Here is a 21940-nt window from a genome sequence, read left to right on the forward strand (position 1 = left end):
TAGTTGAAGCAACCGAATCGACGGGAGGGCGCCATGCGTCAGATCATCAGTAAAGAGCCATGGTGGGCCGTGCCACCGAAACCCGGCCAGGATGAGTCCGAGCTGGAATGGGGCTGGCTGGTTCACTACAACGAAGGCGAGCCACGCTTCGAGTTCATCAAGGAGCGCCCCTCAGACAGCGAGATTCGTAATCGCAAGAGTTGCAGGACCGCCCCGACACCGGAGTGATCCTGCGACTACGTTCAGGCTTTCACGATCATTTCGAAACCGCCAAAAATCATGCGCTGACCGTCAAACGGCATTGGATTGACGTCGGGTTGCATCCGCGGATCGCTCATGAGTTTCGCCATTCCGGCGTCACGGGTGACCTTGTCGGGCCAGACGATCCAGGAAAACACCACGGTTTCGTCTTCCTTGAGTTTTACCGCCATGGGAAACGAGGTCACTTTGCCATCAGGCACGTCGTCTCCCCAGCATTCGGCGAGGCTGATTGCACCGTTTTCCTTGAAGATTGCGGCAGCGGATTGTGCGTGTTGCTTGAATTTTTCGCGGTTGGCGGTGGGCACCGCAAAGACACAGCCATCAACGTAAGCCATGATCGTTCTCCTCGGGTTATGGGTTGATCTGGTGGGTAGTCGAATCAGCGTGGCTAAAATCGACAGTTCCTGCATCCAGACCGACCGACGGCTCGACGGTTTCCTCCAGGCTGCCCTCGATCTGCCTGGCCATGTACAACGTTCCGGCCATGACGCCGGTGGCGGGGTTATCCACCAGCTTCACCCATGCCTTGTCGAACGAATTGCCCAGGCTGCTGCGAATCAGTGCCTCGCTGTCAGGCCTATCGTTGGCCTGAATAATCGCGCGCACCCCCGCCACTCCTACAGAAATCAATGCCCCGGCAGCCTTACCCGCCATTGCCGCCACCGCACTGGCCGCACCTCGCGGGGCCATTTCGGCTTCTATTCGCTTGCTGGCACGCTTGGCCACCGGTGTCATGCCTGCGTCCGTCGAGGCAATACCCTTCTCGCCGCCCGCCGTGTGGATCTTGTCGATCAGCGCCTGGTAGGCCGGCAATTTGCTCAGCTCGGTGTGCACCACCTGATACAACGAAGCTTCACGGACGGGCGGCGGGCCCAGTGAAATAGCCGGAATTTTCTGGATGCGACCGTTGAGCTGCGCCATCGGCACGCCATGGCGTTTGGAAATAACCTCGAGTTGCTGCCCCATGAGCTGCACGTAAAACTCTGTCGCCTGGCCGAGGATCGCGTCAGGATCGATCTCCACAGCCACTGGTTCCAGCACGCGCTGCTGATATTGCTCCAGCAGATAGGCCGCCAGGCGTTTGGTTGTCGCATCCTGCTCGTCCCCGGCATTGATAGCGTACCAGCTGACTTTCATCGACAGCCATTCCTGGGTCCAGTAGCTGCTGAACCACGGAATAAAGACTTCTTCGGTCTGCTGATAAACCCGCGTGCGCCAGTGCTCCATGGACCCGCGGGCGTAGACCCTGGCCTGTTCGGTGGCCTGTTGCGAAGCGGCGACAATTTCCCGGTCCACTTGCTGCCAGGTGCTCTGGGACACCACCACCGGCACCACAATTACCGGGGCAGGCGTGTGCGTGGCGCATCCCGCCAATACCACCAACACAGCGACGATCAGCGAACGCAGGTTCAAGATCGCGGTGTCCTACAGTCTTCGCCGAACGGGGTGTCCGACGCTAAAGAACGTGCTGATTTGAGTATAGGTCGGGGGCGGACTCCGTCCGTCAGATGATTGGATGATGCCCTCAAGGACGCTTTCGCGAGCAGGCTCGCTCCCACACTTGATCACCGTTGGACACAAGATTCGTGTGCGCAGGGGATCCAATGTGGGAGCGAGCCTGCTCGCGAAAAGGCCCCAAGACCGTTGCCGATCACCACCATCATTCACATCAATATTCACCATCGCCACGAATGCCTTCCGCAAAAAAACCGTCAGGTGCAGGATTAACCTCATCCCCCAATCAACCCCCGCACCGGAGGGGCAAATCATGTTGATCCATCTCCTGACCTGCCTGGCCCTGACGGCCGTCACCCTGACCCTGTTTTCCCGCTTGGTGCTGAATATCGGTAAAACCGAGGAGCAGAAATCATGATTTATGCCATCAGCCTCGCCGTGAGTTTTCCGGTGTTCGGCAGCAACTACTATTCGCAGCAAGTCGTGCCTCGCAAAGCAATCGCGTTGGTGTTCGACAAACACTTCGAGGCCTTGCTGATGCCGGCAGCGGCCAACCACTTCAGTAACGAAGTGGTCGGGCTCAACGATCAGTTCCGCTTTTTGAACGATGTGCTGGTTGAGCATCTGCTGGAGACGGAAATGGCTCAGCATCCGTCGGGACAGGCGTTCACCTTCTGACGCTGGCGTTCATCCTCCTAACTGGTGCTCAAGATCCGCACCGGCCCCTGACGATTGAGAACTTCGATCATGACGTTTTCCCCCGAGCGCCGGAGCATCAAGTCCACACATTCATTACCCACTGCCAGACGCCGCAAGGCGATGGTGTCCAGAAATGCCGGGAGCACCGGTTCGTCGAACAAAATGTTGAGCTTCCTCGGCCTGAAACTCAGCCCCAGGCATGACTGAATCATCGACAACGGCGCAGCGGCGGCCCAGGCCTGGGGCATGCAGGCGACTGGATAGAACGTTGGCCCTTGGGTTCGTTGCCGGGCAAAACCGCAGAACAGTTCGGGCAGGCGCCGCAGATCGATGTAGGTCGACGCGGCGAACAGGCCTTCGAAAATCCGCGCCGCGTCCCGACGGTAACCGTAGCGGGCGAAGCCGGCGGCGATCAGCGCATTGTCGTGGGGCCAGACGGAGCCGTTGTGATAACTCATCGGGTTATAGCGAGCCTGGGAAGACGCGACGGTGCGCACGCCCCAGCCGGAAAAAGATGAACGGTCCATCAGCGTGCTGACGATCGATGCCGCGCGTTCCGGGTAAGCGATGCCCGCGAACAGGGCATGGCCGGCATTGGAGGTACGGATTCGACAGGGTTTCTTGTTGCCGTCCAGGGCCAATATATAAGTGCCCAGCTCTTCGTCGAAGAAGCGGTTATCGAATTCTTCTCGCAAGCGTTGAGCCTTGTACTTCAGGCGCTGCGCCCGCTCTGGATCACCCAGCCGACGGGCGATTTTGGCGGCACCGGTCCAGGCGCCATACACATAGGCTTGAACTTCGACAATCGCAATCGGCCCCACGGCCAGTTGCCCATTGGCATGGAAAACCGAATCGTGGCTGTCTTTCCAGCCCTGGTTTATCAGCCCCTCGGCGGACTGTCGGCCATACTCGACAAAACCGTCGCCGTCGCGGTCGCCGTATTCCTCGATCCAGGTCAGCGCCGCTTCGATGTTTGGCCAGAGCTGACGCACTGTGCCCAAATCATTGGTGCGCTCCAGATACGCGGCGGCCAGCATGACGAACAGTGGCGTGGAATCGATGCTGCCGTAGTAACGCCGGAACGGCACTTCGCCTAATTCGGCCATTTCTCCCAGTCTTATTTCGTGCAGGATTTTACCGGGCTCGGAATCGGCGTGGGGGTCGACGATGGTTGCCTGGTTGGCAGCCAGATGCCCGAGCACGCCTTTGGCGATACCGGGATCGAACCACAGCATCTCCCATGCCGTGATCAGCGCATCTCGTCCGAAAACGGTGCTGAACCATGGAATGCCGGCATAGGGATATAGCCCCTCGCGGGTTTTGGTCATGAGCATGTAGAGGTCGGAAACGCTGCGGCTGACCGCCTCGTTAAACACATCGTGGGAGGTCACCACCGAGGCCGCCCGCGAAGAGAATGTGCGTAGCTCGCGCCGGGAATCGCGCAATGAAATAAAGAACCCGTGGCGCACCGTAAACGGCGGGTTTTGCACGCCGCAATTGATGTCCATGAACAGCGACTGGCTTTCCCCCGGGGCCAGCCGCACCTCGAACAACGCTGAATCGCAAGTCAGGCTGGCCGGCATCGGGGCGAAACGCAGGCGGGTCATGCGCCGTTTGTGGTCCAGGCCGGTGTAGGAAAGCACCACCTCTTCATCGGTAATCTCTGCCCTGTGCCCTTCTCCGCGCTGCGGGCGCCGGGCACCGCGAACTTCGAACAGGTCTTTGAAGTCGGCCGCGAACTGGATTCTCAATTGCAGATGCTGGGGCGAATCGTCGAAATTGCGCAGGGTCAGCCGTTCGTAACAGGAGCCCTTCCACAAAAACCGTGAGCGGCGCAAATGGATCAAATCGTGGTGCAGAATCTTTTCACCATTGGCATCGAACAGGTCCGGATTGGTCAGATCGCAGGTCAGCATCGCGTTGTCATCACGCAGCGTGGAACTGAGCAACAACGGCCGCGCACCGTTGAGCGTCAGGTAAAGCCCGGAAAGGTGTCGGGTATCGGTATGGAAAATCCCTTGCGGGCTGTCGTCCGCGAACAGCACGTCGCCATTGGGATCGAACACGGCGAAGGTGTCGTTGTTTTTCAGGTTGCGCAAGCGCAGCTCTTGCAGCGACGCGGTGGCCGGAATGTCGAAGGGTGTCGAGGGATGGCCATAGGTGTTGCCCGCCGTTAGATGGCGATACAACTCCAGATAGTGATTGGTCATGCGCTCGACCGTGAACCGTTCGTCGAACCTGGCCCGCACCTTACGCCGATCCAGCTCTGCCAACCGCTGCACCGCCGCTACCGCCCCTGCAACGCCATCGACGATGTAACCGGACACGCCCTCGTCGATCACTTCCGGCACCGAGCCCTGACCAAACGCAATCACCGGCGTGCCGCAGGCCATGGCTTCGATCATGACCAGACCGAACGGCTCGGGCCAATCGATGGGAAAGATCAATGCGCGGGCATTGCCCAGCAAGTCCGCCTTTTGGGATTCATCGATCTCGCCGAGAAATTCGACATTCGGATGGGAGGCGATCATCGGGGCGATGACTTCTTCCCAATACACCTGATCAGCTCTGTCGACCTTTGCCGCGATCTTCAATGAAAGCCCGGCCTTCAAGGCAATTTCGATGGCCCGGTCCGGGCGTTTTTCGGGTGAGATTCGCCCCAGAAACACCAGATAATCGCCACGCGGTTCAGGGTTGAAGCTCAGCAAATCGCCCGGAATGCCGTGATAGACATTACCCACCCAATTGACGTCTCCCTTCACGGCGATGCGTTGCGCCTTGGAAATCGAAACCAGTGGCACTTCAGGAAAGTGCGGGTAAAAGGATTGGTAATCGGCAATATCCAGACGCCCGTGGAGCGTGGTTACGCTGCGGCCAGCCAAGTGTCGAATCAAGGGGAAATGATAGATATCGACATGAAAATGCATCACGTCGAATTGATCCGCCTGATGCAGGACATGATCGAGCATCAGGATATGATGAGGTAACCCGTCCTTGACGCGTGGATCGAACCGCAGGGCCTGGTGGGCGCCTGACTCCAGGCGTGCCGAGGTTTGCGAATCGCCGCTGGCGAAGAGCGTGACATCGTGGCCCTGGCGCACCAGTTCTTCGGTCAGGTAAGACACGATCCGCTCAGTGCCACCATACAAACGGGGCGGACAACGTTCGGTAAGCGGCGCGATCTGAGCGATCCTCATGGAGAGACCCTCCGTCATGGGGTCGAAGGATAATGGCCTCCAGCACCTCGGCGTTTCCTCTCACTCGGATCTGGCGGCCCTGTCCTCGATTGACGGTACGCCTGCTGCAACAGTTCCATCCGGTTATACGCCCTGGGGCTCACCGGTCGCCGCTCTTCAGACTTCTGAGCAATTGGCGGCTTATCGACATCATTCAATGAGAACTTATGAATTTTTTTCGAGGGCATTTAATTGAGCGTTCCGATGAAACAAGCGTCGCCGGAACCAGACAACCAATAACGTGAAGAACGCACCTGCCACTGCCAGTGCCATGTCGGCCTGAGAGTCCCATGGGTCATTTTGTGCAGCGACAAATGCCTTCGCCGTGTCTTTTCCCAGGAACTGTCCACCTATCCATTCCACGATTTCATAGACAGACGAGGTCGACAGCACGATGTTCAGCGCGATAAAACCCACCCAGAAACCGCGCAGCGGTGTGATTCGTACAAGCACTTCCCGAATCGGATACACCATCAAGAGTCCATACGTCAGATGGACCAGTCGATCGTAATGATTGCGTTCCAACCCAAGGGTTTTGTTCAGGCTGACCCCGGTCAAGGCTGAGCACCAGCGGTCGTAGGGCACCAGTGCATAGGTGTAGTGCGACCCGAGCTCATGAATGCAGAGAAATACAAACACCAGACTGATGGAAACGGCAGACAGACGGAACCGTCGGGAGACGCCCACCAAGACCATCACCAGTAGCAGGGCCAGCAGATTTTCCAGGACCCAATCCACTCGGCTATGGGGGGAGATCCCCAGCGCTGCGACGATCAAAAGAAACACGATCAACAGCGCCAGGTCGTATCGCGGATGTTCCTTCGGTTGCATGGCTTGAGCCCCTCAAAAGGTCTCGCTCGGCCACTGTAGATTAGTTCCATTCGCGCACCGCGGTACGACCCGAGACTTGCGCCGCAAAGGCTTATTCAGGCCGGCGCACTGCCCTCACCTTTCCGCTGTTGCCGCCACCACAGAAAAACCGGTCGTGGCCATCGAACTCAAGTCCCGACACGCCGACACCAGCCGGCATCTGGACGCTCTCCAACACCTCGCCCGTGGCCGGGTCGACTCGCCGCAACTCACTCTCCTCACCCTCCCAAGTGCCGTGCCATAGATCGCCCTCAACCCAGGTCACCCCGGTGACGAAGCGGTTGGATTCGAGCGTGCGCAGCACTGCCCCGGTCTGGGGATCGACCTGATGAATCTTGCGCTCGCGATACTCGCCGACCCAGAGCGTCCCTTCAGCCCATGCAAGCCCCGAGTCGCTACCGCCGCCGGGCGCGGGGATGGTGGAGAGCACGCGGCCGGTCTGTGGGTCGATTTTCTGGATGCGATCCTCGGCGATCTGAAACAGGTGCTGACCGTCGAAGGCTGTGCCGGCATGGGCGGCGACATCGATCGAGCGCAGCGTCTTGCCGCTCGCAGGATCAAGGGCGTTGAGTTTGTCGCCGGAGGCAAACCAGACCTGATGACCGTCATGGGTGACGCCATGCACGCTGTCGACGCCTGGAAAAGGTCCGTATTCGCGGATGATTTCGGCCGTTGAATGTTTCATGTCTTGCTCCTCGTTCACTGGGTGGGTGAAGTCGATGCTAGTCACTCGGCAGCAACCCTGTGAGTAACAATACCGTCGCGAATCCCGGAACCGGCGGGGTCATCCAGCGACGGGCACGGCCGTGACCGAATGACTGCACCTTGGCGGCCGCCGCCAGCGTGTCGAGGGCTCGTTGCACGGTGCGCTGACTGGCGCCAAGCGCTAACGCCAACGCCGAACTCGACCATGATTCACCGTCAGCGAGGAAGGCGAGCAGCGTCGCATGCTGTTCTTCGACAGGCCGCGCCAGCACCACGACGTCATGCGCAACATGCGGCGCCAGCGCAAACCCTCGCGGGGTCGCGACGACATCGGCGATCAAGTGCAGCGCCGCGCGCAACCGCCCGAGTTCGACGCGCAACCGCGCGCGATGGGAGTCATCCGCGTACTTCATCCGAAAGGCGCGCGCAATCAGCGTCTCCCTCGGCACGTCGGCGGGCCACGCTTCGCCCAACGCCCGGGCGAGCGCAAATAGCACCGGCCGCCGGGCGAGCGGAACCGCTGAGCCTGCGTCGCACACGACATACCGGCACGCGTCCACGACCAGTGTGGGGGATGCCAATAACGCTTCAATTTCATCAAGCAGCAGCGGCCGTTCCTGGCCACCGACAATCAGCCGCGCCGCGGGTGTGTCGAGGATGCGGGCGGCGCTTTCGACCTCTGCCGTCAACGCGGGGATAGCGGCGTGTTGTGCAGCACGCTTGGCCCGTTCGAGTGCAGCGCGCGCCGTTTTTGTTTGCAGGCGACGCATTGCGATGCCCGCCACGACCAGTTCGTAGGCTGCCCTCGATGCGGGCGGTAACGGCGTCGGATCGAGTTCGGCGAGCCGGTGTTCAGCCTCGTCAAGGTGCCCGATCAGCAACAAGCGGCGGATCTCGAGGTATCGCGCATGAGCAGCATTGACCCAGTCGCCGTGCGCCTGAAGCGTCGCCCGCGCGGCGTCGAGTGCCTTGGTTGGCCAGTTCAGGTCCCGCGAGGCGAACGCGATTTCGGCCTCGGCGACGACACATCGCGCCCGGGCCAAAGCCTCTTTCGGCCCGAAGGCACGTGCGGCGCTGCGCACCAACGCCTTCGCGCGCACAAGATCACCCAGCTGCGCCATCGCGATGCCGCGAAGCGCGAGGGCTGGCGCATCATCGCGCAAGGCGATGCGGTTCAGCGCGCCGAGGGGATCACCCGCCGCAAGCGCACGGGCCGCCGCCGTGATCAGCGAATCCATCTGAAGCGCGCCACCTGTCACCCCCACCGGTCGATGCCCGCTAATCAGTCTATCTCACGACCGCATAGCCGCACGCCGATCCGTTAGGGGGAGCCGCTTACTTGATCGTAGCCTCGAAAATGACGGTCAAGCCCTTCGCGTGGAGCAATACTCCACAATCAGCTGAGTGAGCGCTGCGACAATCGCCTGATCCGCTTCAGCAGAGGTAAACAACCGAAACTGCGCAGCCGGCAAATCCGGCAACCCTTGCTCCGCCCCCAGAGCCGCCAGTCCCTGCCCCAATTGACTGACCGCCATGGGCGCCACCGCGAAACCCGCCAATGCCGCCGCCCGCAACCCGGCGGTGCTGGTGCATGACATCGCCGTGCGTTGGGCGATCCCCGCCTGAGCCAGTCGCCTGAGCGCTATCTCACGATAAGGACAGGGCTCGGGGAACAGCGCCAGCGGCAACGGTATCGGTAACTGGGTGACGGGTTGCGCCGACCAGGCCCACACTAGCGGTTCTTGCCATAGTAGCAATCCCGCTTCGCTGGTTTCGCACAGCGAACCGATGACCAGCTCCAGATCGCCTTGCTTCATCAGGTTCAGCAACGTGCCGGGAATACCCACCTGCACGTCGATTTCCATGCCTGGGTACTGCGCCGCGAAATCCTGAAAAGCCCGCAGCAGTCGCGGTTCGACAAAATCCTCCGATACCCCGATCCGCACCCGCCCGTTAAACGGCGTGCGCGTCAGTTGCGCCCAGGCATCACGGCTCAGCGCGAGGATCGTGCGCGCATAAGCGATCAGGCGCTCGCCATCGGGCGTCAATTGCTGGGAACGGGTCGTACGTTTCAACAGCGGTTTACCGACCTGTTCTTCCAGTCGCCGCAAGTGACCGCTGACCGCAGATTGGGTCAGGTGCAGCTTTTCGGCTGCGCGACTGAAACCATCTTCATCGACGACAGTGACGAATGTTTTTAACAGCAGAACATCGAACATAGCTCTATTCGTGATCAATGACTTATTTATTCACGATTTATATTCCAAATAAAACTATGTTGCAATATTCCAACGTCCCCACCACCCGAGACACGCCATGACCACCCCTTCTGCATATCGAATGTTCCCCGCGCAAACAGCGGTCAGCCTCCCTTGAAGTCGCCCGCGGCTTCATTGCGCGCTATCAAGAAAACACCCCGGACACCGAAATCATCACCCTCGATCTTTGGAACATGGTGTTGCCGGAATTCGACGAGCTGGCAATGGACGCCAAATACGCCGGGCTCAATGGCACGCCCTTGACCCCGGCGCAGCAAGACGCCTGGAACACCTTGAAAGATCTGGCCGCGTTCCTGCACCGCGCGGACATCCTGGTGATGTCCGTACCGCTGTGGAATTTCAGCATTCCGTACAAACTCAAACACTTCATCGACCTGGTGTCGCAGAAAGACATTTTATTCAGCTTCGACCCGGAACGCGGTCTGGAGGGCATGCTGCACAACAAAACCGCCGTGGTGATGTACGCCCGCGGCCTGGATTTTTCGGCGCAATCGATCACGCCAGCGGAGCGCTTCGACTTTCAGAAGCCCTACGTGGAAGCCTGGCTGCAATTTATCGGCGTGAGCGATGTGCGCTCGGTGATTGTCGAGAAAACCATCCTGGGGGAAGACGTTGACCTGAGTGCGCGCAAGGCCGCGATCCAGCAGGCCATGAGGCTGGCAGATAGTCTCGTTAGCTGACGCTTCAAGTGCTCTCGCTGGTTGCGACGATTGAACCTGCGTTTGCAATCTCAATCCGCAAAGCTGTCCTGTTCGGCTTGGCCTCCCAGCCACGCGCAGAACAGATCCAGTTTCTTGTCAGGGCCCGGACTTCGCTTCGCAATATAGGAATAGTCACTTTGGTGGAATCCGAACGGCGCCAGTAAACGGCCAAGACGAATGTCGTCGGCCACCAGATGCCAAGGGGCGACACAGATCCCCAGGCCGGAAATCGCCGCCTCCAGTGTGAAATAGTAGTGCTCAAACTCCACTCCGACCGGCGCGGTCACCTTATATCCAATCGCGTCACTCCAACTTGCCCAGGCATTTGGACGAGTTTTTGTGTGCAGCAGCGGATGCAGGAAAATAGAACTCAATTCAGTGAGTTGGATACGCGCAGATAACGTCGGTGACAGAACGATGCCCAATCTTTCAGGAAACAGCAGGAGGGTATTTTTTTGACCTTCAAGGACGCCCTGCTCAGCCGTGATCATCACGTCATATCGGTCTCGGTCCGGATCAGTAGCGTGGACAAAGGAATTCAAGCAAATCTTGATGTCAGGGTACTTCGCATTGAAATCGAAAAGACGCGGAATCAGCCACTTGACCGTAAACGTACTGAAGCAAGACACGTCCAGAATACCCGTCGCGGTGTCCCTTATTCTGTCTACGGCGGCCTCAATCTGATCCAGCGCTGCCGTCAAATCCGGCAGCAGTTTTTTTCCGGCAGCGGTGAGCCGTGGTTTATTTTTCGTACCCTCGAACAGGTCCACCCCAAGGCTCAGCTCTAACTGGCGTACTTGGCGACTCACGGCGCCAGGCGTGACACAAAGCTCATCGGCAGCAGATGTCATTTTCCCCAATCGGGCAGCGGCCTCGAAAGAGCGGAGTGCATTTAAAGGAGGGAGGCGTCGTTTCATCAAGTGACTTTAACTCAATTACTTCGGGCGCATAAATCGATTTCCAGTCGTCTTCCGGTTTTGGAAGATGACCCGACGCCCGCCTGCCTGGTTACCTGTTCAGGATCAACCGCTGTGCAGGGGCGCCCCCCCAAATCAATTGAGAGAATCTCACATGCCCTTCGTTCGAACAGCCGTCATCAAAGGCACCAGCCAGCAGCAACGTCAACGCATCGTCGACGGCATACACCAAGCGCTGGTAGACAGCATTGGTATGCCTGCGGATGAACTGTTCAACCTGGTAGCGGACTATGACCCGGAACAATTTTTTTACAGCCGCACCTTCAATGGCGTCGCTCGTTCAGACAGTCTGATCGTGATTGAAATTACGATGCGTAGAGGTCGAAGCGACGCCATGAAGCGGGACCTCTATAAGAAAATTGCTGACAACCTCGGCGCTCAAGCACAGGTTCGTCCGCAAGATATCTTCATCTTCATGCATGAGAATGACTATTCGGATTGGTCGGTGGGTTATGGCAAGTTTGCAATGGCATTAGTGCAACAAACCGGTGGTGCCTCTGCCGTGTAGAGGTCAAAGCGTCAAATCTTGCTTGCCTTGAGCGTTTTCGACACTGATTCACCAACGGTCCGACGATGGGGCTGTAAACTGGCCGCGTGGCTGATCCAGCCCGCTGCCAGCCGCCCCATACACAACCGCCCTTCACCCCTTCAAGCATGAGATCCCCCATGGCAAACCGCGACCTCACCTTCCTGCCCGACCCAGACCCGGAATCCATCTCCTCCGACGTCGCCGGTTTCGGCGGCCTGCTGGTCTCCACCCAAATCCCCACCCGCGCCGACGGCAGCCTGGAGCTGGGTGGCATCGCCGAGCAGAGCGAGTGCACTCTGCAAGCGCTCAAGGTGGCGTTGGAGCTTGCCGGCAGTTCGATGGACCGGGTGCTGCATCTGACCATCTACCTCACTGACATGGCCGACCGCGCCGCTTTCAACGAGGTCTACAAGCGCTTCTTCGCCAAGCCCTGGCCGGTGCGCGCCGCCGTTGGCGTGGCGTCCCTGGCGGTCGAAGGGATGCGCGTGGAAGTTACTGCGATGGCGGCCAAGGGCTGAGTCCGCGGACTTATCCGGTGGCACTGTTCCAGCGAGCGGCTGCCACCGGGCCATTCCCGACGGCAAATTTTGCGCCGTTGGGAATCTTCGCCGGTACTCAAAGGACGGCTTTTATTTGACCAGCCGTTTTTCCTTGGAAGGCCTGTAGCCGAAGTACGAGCTATAGCACTTGCTGAAGTGGCTGGGCGACACAAAGCCACAGGCAACCAGCACGTCTACCTGTGACAGCTCTGTGTGCTGAAGCAGTCGACGCGCTTCGGTGATGCGCAGCTCCATGTAATATCGCTGCGGCGTGGTCCCGAGCTGCTCCTTGAACAAGCGTTCGAGTTGTCGCCGGGAACGGCCCGCATAGACCGCCAGTTGCTCCAGCTCCAGAGGCTCTTCGAGGTTGGAATCCATTAGCTTGACCACCTCTCGCAACGGCGCGCTCACACAGATATTTTCAGCCGGTTTGATGCGCCGGTAGCGAGACTCCTCGAAAGCCAGAATGTCCTCGATACCCTCGACCAGGGCTTTATCGTGCAGTTCCTTGATCCAGTCCAACGCCATATGAAATGCGCCAGAGGGACTGGACGCAGTGAGCCGGTCTCGATCGATGACATAGGGCTCACTGGTGACATGCGTCGCCTTGGAGATTTCCGCGAGGGCGGGACGATGTTCGGGATGAATGGCGCAACGGTATCCATCGAGCAAGCCTGCGCTGCCCAGGAACCATGCACCGTTCCACAACCCGGCCAGACTGACACCGTGGTCTGCCGCCGCTCGCAACAGGCTGATGAACTCATCAGTCGCCTTCAGTTCTGTCCTGTAGCCGCCGCAAATGACCAGCAGGTCCAGGTCGCGAATGGCTGAAGAATCGATGCGCGCATCCGGCCGAATGACCAGGCCCAGATCGCTGACGACTTCCCCCTCGTTCAAGCCGAACGTTCGAGAAGAGAACAATCCGGGGCGCAGAAGATTGGCGGTGACAATCGTGTCCAGCGCTTGCGTGAACGCGGGCAGCGAGAAATGCTCGAGCAGCAAAAAGCCCGCCCGAGTCATTCGAGCAGGCTCGCCAGGGTTTTCATTCAGATAGCGGAGGTTTTTGCCCTTCATGCCTCCGCTGAATTGACGTCGTTCGATCAATGTTCGACCCACTCGGTTACGTTAGCCAATCTGCCATTTGGTGTGCTTATAAAGCGTCATGCTAACGGCAAAAGCTCAAAAAACCCTAGCGCCATTATGCGACCGATCAGGCCAGTTGAAAGCCGTGACGAAGCGGGTCTTTATCATCGACAAAGATAGTGTTGTGGCGGGTGATCCGGGCCCAGCCACAAATACTTGAAAACCCGAACTCCCTCCATACCGCTGTATCTAATGTGTAGGCCAATAGAGGTAAGCGAAATGAACAATGATGACCGTGTTAATGGCGACGAATCAGAAACGACCTCGAACGTCCCGCCTACCGATACGTCTGGCAAACCCGTCGATGTGGTCGAAGGAGAACTTGAGGACAGCGAGAGTGACGCCGAAGGTGTAAATCAAACTCACGCCCAGGAGCTGGAGGCTGAAGAGCTCAGGCGAAAAATAGCGGAGATAGAACGCAAGGTGGCGGATGGTAATTAGCAAAATACCGGAGGGACGAGGCCCTCGGACCGCCTGTCGACGATGATACTTGTTCAAGCCATGCCACAGCCGTCGAAGTTGAAATCCACGGCGCCGAGCCCGCCTGCCCCATCGATGACAAAATTGGCCCCGATATCACGCATCCAGATATCGTCGAGTTCGGTGGAGCACTTGAGAGATTGCAGTGGCCATCATCACACAGGTAATATTGAGAACGATTCACACTAACATCTGGAAAACGACCAGTGCACTCTCTCCCGACCAGCAAGCTGGGCTTCTTTTTCAGCGACCACCATCGTTGGCTGCTGCAGCATATTCAGCGGCGTCTACGCAATCACGCGGATGCCGAAGACACCGTCGGCGATACGTTTTACCAGATGCTGGTGGCCCGCGTTGACCCCGACAGCATCGAACAACCTCGTGCATACCTTTCAACGATTGCTCGACGGCTGATTTACGATCGTCATCGCCGGCGCAAGTTGGAGTTAACTTACCTGGAACGCCTGTCTACGCTGCCCGAAGCGCTAGCACCCTCCCCCGAAGAACAGTTGCAGTTAATCCAGGCGCTGGTCGCGATCGACCGGGCGCTCGACGGTTTGCCTGTTGTGGTCAAGGCTACCTTTCTCTACAGCCAACTGGACGGTCTGAGTTACGTGGCTATTTCGCACAAGCTGGGGCTGTCGGAACGCACGGTCAGCCGCTACATGAAACAGGCATTGCGGCAGTGCTACCTGAGCGAATTGTCGCCATGAGCAAGCTGCGCCTGGATCCTGTCAGCGAGCAGGCCATTGACTGGATGGTGAGGCTGCGCGCTGGTACGCCCGATGCCGCACTGCAAGAGCGTTTCAACGCGTGGCTGGCTATGGATCCTGCGCACGCTCAGGCCTGGGCAATATTGCAGGAGCGTCTCGGTGGTTCCTTCAACACGGTTCGCGCGCTGGATCGACGGGTGCCCGGTCAAGCCGGTGAAGCTCGCCAACTGTTGCTGCAGCCCCATGGTTCGCGACGCGACGCGCTGCGGGTGATCGCCGGCTTGGGTTTGCTTGGTGGCGGCTTGTGGCTGGGTGCTCGCAGCCCGCTGGGCGACTCGCTACTGGCTGATCTGCACACCGGAACCGGAGAGCGTCAGCACTTCAATCTGGCCGACGGCAGTCGCCTGAGCCTGAACGCCGACAGTGCGGTGGACCTGTACTTCGATGACAAGCAAAGGCTGGTGGTGCTGCGCCACGGAGAGCTGGTGATTCAGGTGGCCGCCGATCCCCAACGTCCGCTGCGCGTGCGTACCGCACAGGGTGAAGTACGTGCACTGGGCACTCGTTTCCTGGTTGCCAAGGAGCAGGACGCCAGTCGAGTGGTGGTGCTGCAGCATTCGGTCGAAGCTCGGCTGTTCAACGGTACAACGCTTGATCTGCAAGAAGGTCAGTCAGCCTTGTTATATGACCGGCAGATAATCCGCATTACCGGCGACCAGAGCCATCGCTCCGACTGGCTCAGCGGGCGACTGAACGTGCTGGACGATCCACTGCATCAGGTCGTCGACGCTCTACGCCCCTACAGTCGGGGCTTTGTACGGGTTGCACCCGAAGTTCGCAATTTGCGCGTCCAGGGCGTTTTCCCGCTCAACGACCCCGATCGGGCCTTCACCGCCCTGGCTGAAACCCTGCCAATACGAGTGGATCGCTACAGCCCCTGGGTGACGCTGATTCGTGCCAGATAATTTTTTTTGAAAATAACTCTCATTCGTGTCTGGTTTTCATTTCTCGTCCCACCTATCTCCTGACACTTCCACACGATCAGGAGAATGCTGTGTTCAACCCATGGCCCCACACCCTTTGCGTTGCCGTTGCCCTGGCAACCCTGACCAGCCCCGCTGTGGCCCAGACGCAAAGCCTGACCTTCAACCTGCCAGCCGGCTCACTGGCGAGCACGCTGAATGCCATCGCCAGCCAGAGCGGGCATATCGTTTCACTGGAGCCTTCGCTGGTGCAGGACAAACAGGCGCCGGCGGTGATCGGCCAGATGCTTGCTGAACAGGCGATGCACAGGGCACTGACGGGCAGCGGCCTGCAGTTGCGGGTGACCGAGCAAGGCAACTTCAGCGTCGAGCCGGTCATGGACAGCAACGCAACGCTGCAACTGGATGTGACCAGTATCGTCGAGCACAGCGCCGATGCCACCACCGAAGGCTCGGGCTCCTATGCCGCGCGGTCGGTGACTATTGGCAAGGGTACGCACACGCTCAAGGAAATTCCGCAGTCGGTCACGGTGATGACCCGCAAACAAATGGACGACCAAGGCCTGACCGACCTCAAAGACGCAGCCAACCAGACCACCGGATTGGTTGGCGTCCAAGGTGTGGGCAAGGGCATGATTCTGACCTCTCGCGGTTTTCAGATCGATGACTGGCAGTACGACGGCGTGCCGATCCCGCGCAACACCTACGCGCTGGGCAATTGGGCCACGCAGGATCTGATCTTCTTCGATCGCATGGAGGTGCTGCGCGGCGCATCCGGGTTGCTTCAGGGCACAGGCAGCCCCGGCGGTGCGATCAACCTGGTGCGCAAACGCGGCCAGAACGCACCGACCGTGACCCTCACCGGCAAGGCCGGTTCCTGGGATCACTACGGCCTGCAACTGGACGCCGGCGGTCCGCTGAACCAGACCGGCACCGTGCGTGGACGCTTCGTTGCCGACGAGGACCAGAGTGGTTCATTCATCGACTACGAATGGAGCAAGACCCACTCGCTGTACGGCGCTCTGGACATCGATCTGCGCGACGACACCACCCTGGGCCTGGCGGTCAGCCGCTCCGACGCCGAATCACGCCCGATGCTGCGTGGCCTGCCACGCTACGCTAACGGCGACCCTGTCGACGTGTCGCGTTCAACCTACTCCGGCGCGCGCTGGAACCATTCGGACATCGACGTCACCACCGTCTATGCCGATCTGGAGCATCGTTTCAACGATGACTGGGCCTTCAAGGTCGGCGCAGTGCGCATGAGTGAAGACAACAACTCCACCCACCAGCGGGTGCAAACCTCCGGGGCCGGCCTCAACGCCGACGGCAGTGGCATGCAATACGCCGATTGGGTCACGGACTTCGACTCCACCAAGATCGGTCTGGACATGAACCTGACCGGGCACTTTGAAGTCTTGTCCATGCAGCAAGAAATCACGCTGGGCGGCAATTACGCCAAGATGGCCACGGATGACCGTTACGCGCGAACCTTCAATAACACCAGTGACACCATTTTCGAGATCGACCACGACCGCCCCGAAATCAGCTACGACGGCTTGCTCAATACCGCTGGCGGCCGTGCGACCACCAGCAAGTACGACATCCGTCAAAAAGGCCTGTACGGCAGCTGGCGGATCAAACCGTTCGAGCCGTTGACTCTGGTGCTCGGCTCTCGGGTCAGCTGGTATGACTACAGCTATACGTCTGCGAACCAGGCGGCCTTTACCAACCTCTCTATCGCCAATGCTCCAAGCACCATGCACGAAACCGGGGAAGTCACGCCCTACGCCGGCATCGTCTATGACCTGAGCCACGAATGGGCGGTCTATGCCAGCTACACCGACGTATTCGAACCACAGACCGCACGCACCGCGAGCGGCTCGGTGCTCAAACCGGTGATCGGTACCAACTACGAAATCGGCCTCAAGGGCGAGCTGATGGATGGCCGGGTCAACTCTTCCCTGGCCATGTTCCGCTACGACCAGGAAAACCGTGCCGTCAACGACGTCGCCTCGGGTTTCGCCTGTGACGGCTGGTATTGCTCGACGGCCGCGGGGAAAGTTCGCAGCCAGGGGATCGAAGCAGAAATCAGCGGTGAAGTGCTCAGCGGTTTACAATTGTTCGCTGGCTACACCTACAACACCACTAAATACCTTGAAGATCCGGTCGACGAAGGCAAAGTCTTCAGCCAATGGACGCCAAAACACATGCTGCGGGTCTGGAGCGACTACCAGTTCAGTGGCGACTGGAACCGAGTCAGCACCGGTCTGGGCTTCACCACCCAAAGTCACACCCTGGGTTACGAACGCACTTACCAGGTGCCTGGTTACACCGTATGGAACGCCCGCCTCGGGTACCAACTCTCCCCCGAGATCGGTCTGGCACTCAACGCCAACAACCTGTTTGACAAGTCCTACTACATGGCGGGATACAACCAACTGAATGGCAACAACAACTTTGGTGAACCGCGAAACGTCATGTTCAGCGTAAAATACACCCCCTCGTTCTAGCGACGAAGATGTGGCACTGACGCTATGGAGCTTCGGGTCGACTGTCACCCTTCGCAACAGATTGCAATTGGGCCAAAACCGGTCAATATCGCTCCTTTCGTCTACCCTCACAAAGCGCCAGGCATGCCAGGCGCCTCGACATTCTTTCGTTAATACACCGGAGATCTTCCATGCTCAAGCGCACCCTGGCATTGGCCATCGGCTTGACCCTGTCATTTTGCACCCTGTTGGCACAGGCCGCCGATACGCTGAAAGTCAGCGCGATTCCCGATGAAGCCCCGACCGAACTGCTGCGCAAGTTCAAGCCGCTTGGAGCCTATCTGGAACAACAGTTGGGCATGAAGGTCGAGTTCGTGCCCGTGAGCGACTACCCGGCCGTGGTCGAAGCGCTGGCCACCGACCGCATCGACCTGGCCTGGCTGGGCGGCTTCACGTTCGTGCAGGCACGTCTGAAAACCGGCAATGCCATTCCGTTGGTACAGCGCGAACAGGACGCCCAATTCACCAGCAAATTCATCACCGCCGACCCTGCCGTCAAGTCCCTTGCCGATCTCAAGGGCAAGACCTTTGCATTTGGCTCGGTGTCCTCCACGTCAGGCAGTCTTATGCCGCGCTACTTTATGCTCAAGGACGGCATCAAGCCGGAAACTTACTTTAGTCGCGTTGGTTACTCCGGCGCCCATGACGCCACTGTCGCCTGGGTCCAGGCCGGCAAGGTCGACGCCGGCGTACTGAACGCCAGCGTGTGGGAAAAACTGGTCGCCGCCGGCAAGGTCGACACCACCAAGGTCAGAGTGTTTGCGACCACTCCGGCCTACTTCGACTACAACTGGACGGTGCGCGGGACCCTCGACCCAGCGCTGGCGGCCAAGATTAAGGCAGCCTTCCTGGCGCTCGATCCGGCGAAGCCTGCGGACAAGGAGATTCTGGATCTGCAGGCCGCCAGCCGCTTCATCGACACCAAACCCGAGAACTACAAAGGTATCGAAGAAGCCGCACGCGCCGCCGAACTGCTCAAATGACATTGCACCTGACCCAGGTCAGCCTTACCCACGTCAACGGCGTCCAGGCGTTGCGTGGCGTGGACCTGCACATCGGTGCAAACGAACAGGTCGCCATTATCGGCCCGTCCGGCGCGGGCAAGTCGAGCCTGCTCAACCTGCTGGCCACCGCCCTGCGACCGGGCAACGGTGAGTTGCAGGTGCTCGGCGAGCGAGCCTGGCAGCTTTCTGCCCGTCAGCGCCAGCGCCTGCGCGCTCGAATCGGCCTGATCCATCAGTCGCCCCCTCTGCCACCGCGCCAGCGCGTGATCACTGCGGTGCTGGCCGGAAAGCTGGGTCAGTGGGGGCTGGGCAAGAGCTTGCTGAACCTGCTGCATCCACTGGATATTCCGGGCGCACGCGCGGCATTGGCCCGGCTGGACCTGAGTGACAAGTTGTTCGCGCAATGCCAGCAACTGTCCGGTGGACAATTGCAGCGCGTGGGCATTGCCCGCGTGTTGTACCAAGCGCCCGAGGTGTTGTTGGCCGATGAGCCGGTATCGGCCATGGACCCCGTGTTGGCCCAGCACACGCTTTCGGTGCTCTGTCGCCATGCCCGGCAGCACAACGTCACCCTGGTCGCCAGCCTGCATGCGGTGGAGCTGGCCCTGGCGCACTTTTCGCGCATCATCGGCTTGCGTGATGGACAGATCCTGTTCGACCTTGCGGCCAGCGAAGTCGACCGTGAGTTGCTCGACAAGCTCTACGCCAACGAACAACTGCAATCCCCACCGCTTGCTCCGCCGCCCTTGAGTGTGCAGATTCCCCGATGCTGACCCGTGATACCCGAGATACCCGAGATCCGGCCACCCGGCCCCGCCTGCTGTTCACCTTGCTGGCCCTTGCCTTGCTGTGGCCGGGCATTCACTTCAGCGAGCTGGACCTCAGCGTGCTGGTGGCGAGTGACAGTCAGAGCGAGATGGGCCGGTTTGTATCCGCCTTCTGGCCACCGGCCCATGGCGAGGAGTTCATTGAGCTGCTGTGGCAAGCCACCCTGCAGACCTTGGCCATCGCCACGGCCGGCATGGCCCTGGCGTTGCTGTTGGCAGTCCCTGCCAGCCTGTTGGCCAGCCGCGCTCTGTCGCTGTCTGCTGCCTCCCGCGCCGGCCACCCGAGCTATTGGGGCCAACTGCTGCGCTGGCCTGTACGCGGTTTACTGATCTTCCTGCGCAGCGTGCCGGAAATCGTCTGGGCCCTGTTGTTCGTGCGCGCCGTCGGCCTCGGCCCGACGGCTGGGGTGCTGGCCATTGCCATTACCTACAGCGGCATGTTGGGTAAGGTTTACGCGGAAATTTTCGAGTCGGTCGACCAGCGCCCGGCCCACGCGCTACTGCAATCGGGCAGCGGTCGGCTCGCATCCTTTTGCTATGGGATCCTGCCCAATGTCGCTGCAGAGCTGCTGTCGTATACGGTGTACCGCTGGGAATGCGCCATCCGCGCCTCGGTGGTGATGGGCTTCGTCGGTGCCGGCGGCCTGGGCCAGCAAATGGATCTGTCGTTGCGCATGTTCGCCGGCGGTGAAGTGGCCAGTTTGTTACTGACGTTCCTCGTGCTGGTGCTGCTCGCCGATCAACTCAGCCGCCTGTTGCGCTGGAGGCTGGCATGAATCGCCTGATCAATCTGACACTGCTGCTCTGCATCGGCGCAGCGGTGCTCGCCTCGTTCAGTTACCTGGGCATTGACCTCGGCGAGCTGGGCGGCACCGGCAATCTGAAGCAGATGGGCGCTTATGCGCAGCGTTTTCTCAGACCGGACCTGAGCGTCGGCCATCTGCAAGCCATCGGCAATGGCGCCTTGGAAACCATTGCCATGTCTGCCTTGGGCACCCTGCTCGCAGCGGTATTCGGTCTGTTATTGGCATTGCCTGCGGCCGGGCGCTTCGGCTGGCCATGGCAGAGCGCGTCGCGCCTGGTGCTCAACGCCTTGCGCGCGGTTCCGGAACTGGTGTGGGCCGCGCTGATGGTCCTTGCCGCCGGTCTCGGCCCCAATGCCGGTACCCTGGCATTAGCCCTGCACACCACCGGCGTGCTTGGCCGGCTGTTCGCCGAAGCGCTGGAAAACACCCCACCAGAACCGGCCGAAGCCATCCGCCTGCAGGGCGGCAACGCCGTATCGGCTTTCTGTTACGGCACACTACCCAACCTGTTGCCACAGCTACTGGCCTACATCCTGTATCGCTGGGAAAACAATATCCGCATGGCCAGCGTGCTCGGCTTCGTCGGCGCCGGTGGTTTGGGGCAGATGCTCTATGTCAGCCTCAGTCTGTTCCAGGAAGCTCAAGCCAGCACGGTTATTCTGGCCATGCTGTTACTGGTACTCGCCGTCGATACATTGAGTAGCTGGAGCCGTCAACGCTGGGTCAAGGCTTGACTGCTTTCGGTGCCCGGCAATCGGTCTTCGAAGCTATGTGAACCCGAGGAACGACAGAATAACCACGACAATCACAACGACCCCAACGATGTAGATGATGTTGTTCATGAAGGCCACCTCTCACCTGGACAGGACTGCGATACGAGAGTGCTACAAATACAAGGTACTGCACCTTTGCGCACAATTCCATTCGGAGCACAGATAGGCTCCGCTCTCGCCAAAACCTTCGGTTTGATGCCGGGGTAAAGCGGGACATGGCATTGGCGCTCAAGCGCACCGCGGCCAGAATCGGACATCGAGATAGCAAGGGCCGCAGGCTATTTAAACAGCAGCTCCCTAGAACTTTTCCCTATTTATCTGTCTATGTGGAAAGGCACATCCGCTCGGTTAGCGCGAACCCGCGCCCCCCGTAGCCAGATGGCCACACGTCCAATTGTCAATCAGAGG

22 protein-coding genes and 1 pseudogene are annotated in these 21940 nt (G+C 59.5%); 13 read left to right on the forward strand and 10 right to left on the reverse strand.

The annotated features are described in order from the left end of the window. Nucleotides 1–33: 33 nt before the first annotated feature. A complete protein-coding gene (locus AB4O41_RS04430; protein WP_030128949.1) occupies nucleotides 34–228 on the forward strand; it encodes a hypothetical protein in 195 nt (64 codons plus the stop codon). A gap of 14 nt (nucleotides 229–242) precedes the next feature. Here AB4O41_RS04430 and AB4O41_RS04435 read toward each other — a convergent pair whose 3' ends face one another. Both AB4O41_RS04435 and AB4O41_RS04440 read right to left on the reverse strand, forming a co-directional pair. After that, complete coding sequence (locus tag AB4O41_RS04435; protein WP_460146450.1) at nucleotides 243–596, reverse strand: DUF1428 domain-containing protein; 354 nt, start codon at nucleotides 594–596, stop codon at nucleotides 243–245. A 16-nt stretch (nucleotides 597–612) separates the two neighbouring features. Next, nucleotides 613–1674: a hypothetical protein gene (locus tag AB4O41_RS04440; protein ID WP_460146451.1), complete on the reverse strand. Its 1062-nt coding sequence runs from the start codon at nucleotides 1672–1674 to the stop codon at nucleotides 613–615. Nucleotides 1675–2130: 456 nt separating this feature from the next. On the opposite strand from AB4O41_RS04440, the gene AB4O41_RS04445 reads away from it, so the two are divergent. Next, nucleotides 2131–2394 (forward strand): hypothetical protein, encoded by a 264-nt coding sequence (locus AB4O41_RS04445; protein ID WP_460146452.1) that lies wholly within the window; start codon nucleotides 2131–2133, stop codon nucleotides 2392–2394. Between the two features lie 17 nt (nucleotides 2395–2411). Here AB4O41_RS04445 and AB4O41_RS04450 read toward each other — a convergent pair whose 3' ends face one another. The 5 genes from AB4O41_RS04450 to AB4O41_RS04470 form a co-directional block, all read right to left on the reverse strand. Continuing rightward, nucleotides 2412–5612: a glycogen debranching N-terminal domain-containing protein gene (locus AB4O41_RS04450; protein WP_460146453.1), complete on the reverse strand. Its 3201-nt coding sequence runs from the start codon at nucleotides 5610–5612 to the stop codon at nucleotides 2412–2414. A 204-nt stretch (nucleotides 5613–5816) separates the two neighbouring features. Further along, a complete protein-coding gene (locus tag AB4O41_RS04455; RefSeq protein WP_460146454.1) occupies nucleotides 5817–6482 on the reverse strand; it encodes a DUF2238 domain-containing protein in 666 nt (221 codons plus the stop codon). A gap of 91 nt (nucleotides 6483–6573) precedes the next feature. Then, a complete protein-coding gene (locus AB4O41_RS04460; RefSeq protein WP_460146455.1) occupies nucleotides 6574–7206 on the reverse strand; it encodes a Vgb family protein in 633 nt (210 codons plus the stop codon). 37 nt (nucleotides 7207–7243) lie between these two features. After that, nucleotides 7244–8464, reverse strand: a complete 1221-nt coding sequence (locus AB4O41_RS04465; protein WP_460146456.1) for a helix-turn-helix domain-containing protein — start codon at nucleotides 8462–8464, stop codon at nucleotides 7244–7246. A 126-nt stretch (nucleotides 8465–8590) separates the two neighbouring features. Continuing rightward, nucleotides 8591–9445 (reverse strand): LysR family transcriptional regulator, encoded by an 855-nt coding sequence (locus AB4O41_RS04470; protein WP_460146457.1) that lies wholly within the window; start codon nucleotides 9443–9445, stop codon nucleotides 8591–8593. Between the two features lie 110 nt (nucleotides 9446–9555). Between AB4O41_RS04470 and AB4O41_RS04475 the strand changes: the two genes are divergently transcribed. Continuing rightward, nucleotides 9556–10185 (forward strand): FMN-dependent NADH-azoreductase, encoded by a 630-nt coding sequence (locus AB4O41_RS04475; protein ID WP_460148276.1) that lies wholly within the window; start codon nucleotides 9556–9558, stop codon nucleotides 10183–10185. A gap of 50 nt (nucleotides 10186–10235) precedes the next feature. Here the strand turns inward: AB4O41_RS04475 and AB4O41_RS04480 are convergent, their stop codons facing one another. After that, nucleotides 10236–11123, reverse strand: a complete 888-nt coding sequence (locus AB4O41_RS04480; protein ID WP_460146458.1) for a LysR substrate-binding domain-containing protein — start codon at nucleotides 11121–11123, stop codon at nucleotides 10236–10238. A gap of 154 nt (nucleotides 11124–11277) precedes the next feature. Between AB4O41_RS04480 and AB4O41_RS04485 the strand changes: the two genes are divergently transcribed. Then, nucleotides 11278–11691 (forward strand): tautomerase family protein, encoded by a 414-nt coding sequence (locus tag AB4O41_RS04485; RefSeq protein WP_460146459.1) that lies wholly within the window; start codon nucleotides 11278–11280, stop codon nucleotides 11689–11691. A gap of 158 nt (nucleotides 11692–11849) precedes the next feature. Beyond that, the gene (locus AB4O41_RS04490) at nucleotides 11850–12230 is read left to right on the forward strand and encodes a RidA family protein (protein ID WP_447789910.1); all 381 of its coding nucleotides are present in this window, start codon (nucleotides 11850–11852) and stop codon (nucleotides 12228–12230) included. 111 nt (nucleotides 12231–12341) lie between these two features. Here the strand turns inward: AB4O41_RS04490 and AB4O41_RS04495 are convergent, their stop codons facing one another. Continuing rightward, on the reverse strand, nucleotides 12342–13355 hold the full coding sequence (locus tag AB4O41_RS04495; protein WP_460146460.1) for a GlxA family transcriptional regulator: 1014 nt from the start codon (nucleotides 13353–13355) through the stop codon (nucleotides 12342–12344). A 258-nt stretch (nucleotides 13356–13613) separates the two neighbouring features. Here AB4O41_RS04495 and AB4O41_RS04500 point away from each other — a divergent pair, with 258 nt between their 5' ends. Further along, nucleotides 13614–13835, forward strand: coding sequence for a hypothetical protein (locus tag AB4O41_RS04500; protein WP_460146461.1), 222 nt, complete (start codon nucleotides 13614–13616; stop codon nucleotides 13833–13835). A gap of 62 nt (nucleotides 13836–13897) precedes the next feature. Here AB4O41_RS04500 and AB4O41_RS04505 read toward each other — a convergent pair. After that, nucleotides 13898–14002: pseudogene (locus AB4O41_RS04505) on the reverse strand (hypothetical protein); the annotation flags it as partial. 78 nt (nucleotides 14003–14080) lie between these two features. Between AB4O41_RS04505 and AB4O41_RS04510 the strand changes: the two are divergent. From AB4O41_RS04510 to phnE (AB4O41_RS04540), 7 genes are all read left to right on the forward strand, one after another. Beyond that, nucleotides 14081–14587, forward strand: coding sequence for a sigma-70 family RNA polymerase sigma factor (locus AB4O41_RS04510; RefSeq protein WP_460146462.1), 507 nt, complete (start codon nucleotides 14081–14083; stop codon nucleotides 14585–14587). Then, nucleotides 14584–15552, forward strand: coding sequence for a FecR domain-containing protein (locus AB4O41_RS04515; RefSeq protein ID WP_460146463.1), 969 nt, complete (start codon nucleotides 14584–14586; stop codon nucleotides 15550–15552). The genes AB4O41_RS04510 and AB4O41_RS04515 overlap by 4 nt, the downstream gene beginning before the upstream one ends. 89 nt (nucleotides 15553–15641) lie before the next feature. Further along, on the forward strand, nucleotides 15642–18083 hold the full coding sequence (locus tag AB4O41_RS04520; RefSeq protein ID WP_460146464.1) for a TonB-dependent siderophore receptor: 2442 nt from the start codon (nucleotides 15642–15644) through the stop codon (nucleotides 18081–18083). 170 nt (nucleotides 18084–18253) lie between these two features. Then, on the forward strand, nucleotides 18254–19105 hold the full coding sequence (locus AB4O41_RS04525; RefSeq protein WP_460146465.1) for a putative selenate ABC transporter substrate-binding protein: 852 nt from the start codon (nucleotides 18254–18256) through the stop codon (nucleotides 19103–19105). Continuing rightward, nucleotides 19102–19899: a phosphonate ABC transporter ATP-binding protein gene (locus AB4O41_RS04530; protein ID WP_460146466.1), complete on the forward strand. Its 798-nt coding sequence runs from the start codon at nucleotides 19102–19104 to the stop codon at nucleotides 19897–19899. The genes AB4O41_RS04525 and AB4O41_RS04530 overlap by 4 nt, the downstream gene beginning before the upstream one ends. Next, nucleotides 19893–20729 (forward strand): phosphonate ABC transporter, permease protein PhnE, encoded by an 837-nt coding sequence (phnE, locus tag AB4O41_RS04535; RefSeq protein WP_460146467.1) that lies wholly within the window; start codon nucleotides 19893–19895, stop codon nucleotides 20727–20729. The genes AB4O41_RS04530 and phnE (AB4O41_RS04535) overlap by 7 nt, the downstream gene beginning before the upstream one ends. After that, on the forward strand, nucleotides 20726–21493 hold the full coding sequence (phnE, locus tag AB4O41_RS04540; RefSeq protein WP_460146468.1) for a phosphonate ABC transporter, permease protein PhnE: 768 nt from the start codon (nucleotides 20726–20728) through the stop codon (nucleotides 21491–21493). Before phnE (AB4O41_RS04535) ends, phnE (AB4O41_RS04540) begins: the two co-directional genes overlap by 4 nt. Nucleotides 21494–21940: the final 447 nt, after the last annotated feature.

The sequence above is a fragment of the Pseudomonas sp. S2_A02 genome, from assembly GCF_054668495.1.

Excerpts from the sequence above, each read along its gene's own strand:
- AB4O41_RS04465 (WP_460146456.1), bottom strand. The coding sequence starts at position 8,464 with ATGGATTCGCTGATCACGGCGGCGGCCCGTGCGCTTGCGGCGGGTGAT.
- AB4O41_RS04460 (WP_460146455.1), bottom strand. The coding sequence starts at position 7,206 with ATGAAACATTCAACGGCCGAAATCATCCGCGAATACGGACCTTTTCCA.
- AB4O41_RS04500 (WP_460146461.1), top strand. The coding sequence starts at position 13,614 with ATGAACAATGATGACCGTGTTAATGGCGACGAATCAGAAACGACCTCG.
- AB4O41_RS04450 (WP_460146453.1), bottom strand. The coding sequence starts at position 5,612 with ATGAGGATCGCTCAGATCGCGCCGCTTACCGAACGTTGTCCGCCCCGT.
- AB4O41_RS04445 (WP_460146452.1), top strand. The coding sequence starts at position 2,131 with ATGATTTATGCCATCAGCCTCGCCGTGAGTTTTCCGGTGTTCGGCAGC.
- AB4O41_RS04470 (WP_460146457.1), bottom strand. The coding sequence starts at position 9,445 with ATGTTCGATGTTCTGCTGTTAAAAACATTCGTCACTGTCGTCGATGAA.
- phnE (WP_460146468.1), top strand. The coding sequence starts at position 20,726 with ATGAATCGCCTGATCAATCTGACACTGCTGCTCTGCATCGGCGCAGCG.
- AB4O41_RS04485 (WP_460146459.1), top strand. The coding sequence starts at position 11,278 with ATGCCCTTCGTTCGAACAGCCGTCATCAAAGGCACCAGCCAGCAGCAA.
- AB4O41_RS04530 (WP_460146466.1), top strand. The coding sequence starts at position 19,102 with ATGACATTGCACCTGACCCAGGTCAGCCTTACCCACGTCAACGGCGTC.
- AB4O41_RS04490 (WP_447789910.1), top strand. The coding sequence starts at position 11,850 with ATGGCAAACCGCGACCTCACCTTCCTGCCCGACCCAGACCCGGAATCC.
- AB4O41_RS04455 (WP_460146454.1), bottom strand. The coding sequence starts at position 6,482 with ATGCAACCGAAGGAACATCCGCGATACGACCTGGCGCTGTTGATCGTG.
- AB4O41_RS04525 (WP_460146465.1), top strand. The coding sequence starts at position 18,254 with ATGCTCAAGCGCACCCTGGCATTGGCCATCGGCTTGACCCTGTCATTT.
- AB4O41_RS04480 (WP_460146458.1), bottom strand. The coding sequence starts at position 11,123 with ATGAAACGACGCCTCCCTCCTTTAAATGCACTCCGCTCTTTCGAGGCC.
- AB4O41_RS04515 (WP_460146463.1), top strand. The coding sequence starts at position 14,584 with ATGAGCAAGCTGCGCCTGGATCCTGTCAGCGAGCAGGCCATTGACTGG.
- AB4O41_RS04430 (WP_030128949.1), top strand. The coding sequence starts at position 34 with ATGCGTCAGATCATCAGTAAAGAGCCATGGTGGGCCGTGCCACCGAAA.
- AB4O41_RS04435 (WP_460146450.1), bottom strand. The coding sequence starts at position 596 with ATGGCTTACGTTGATGGCTGTGTCTTTGCGGTGCCCACCGCCAACCGC.
- phnE (WP_460146467.1), top strand. The coding sequence starts at position 19,893 with ATGCTGACCCGTGATACCCGAGATACCCGAGATCCGGCCACCCGGCCC.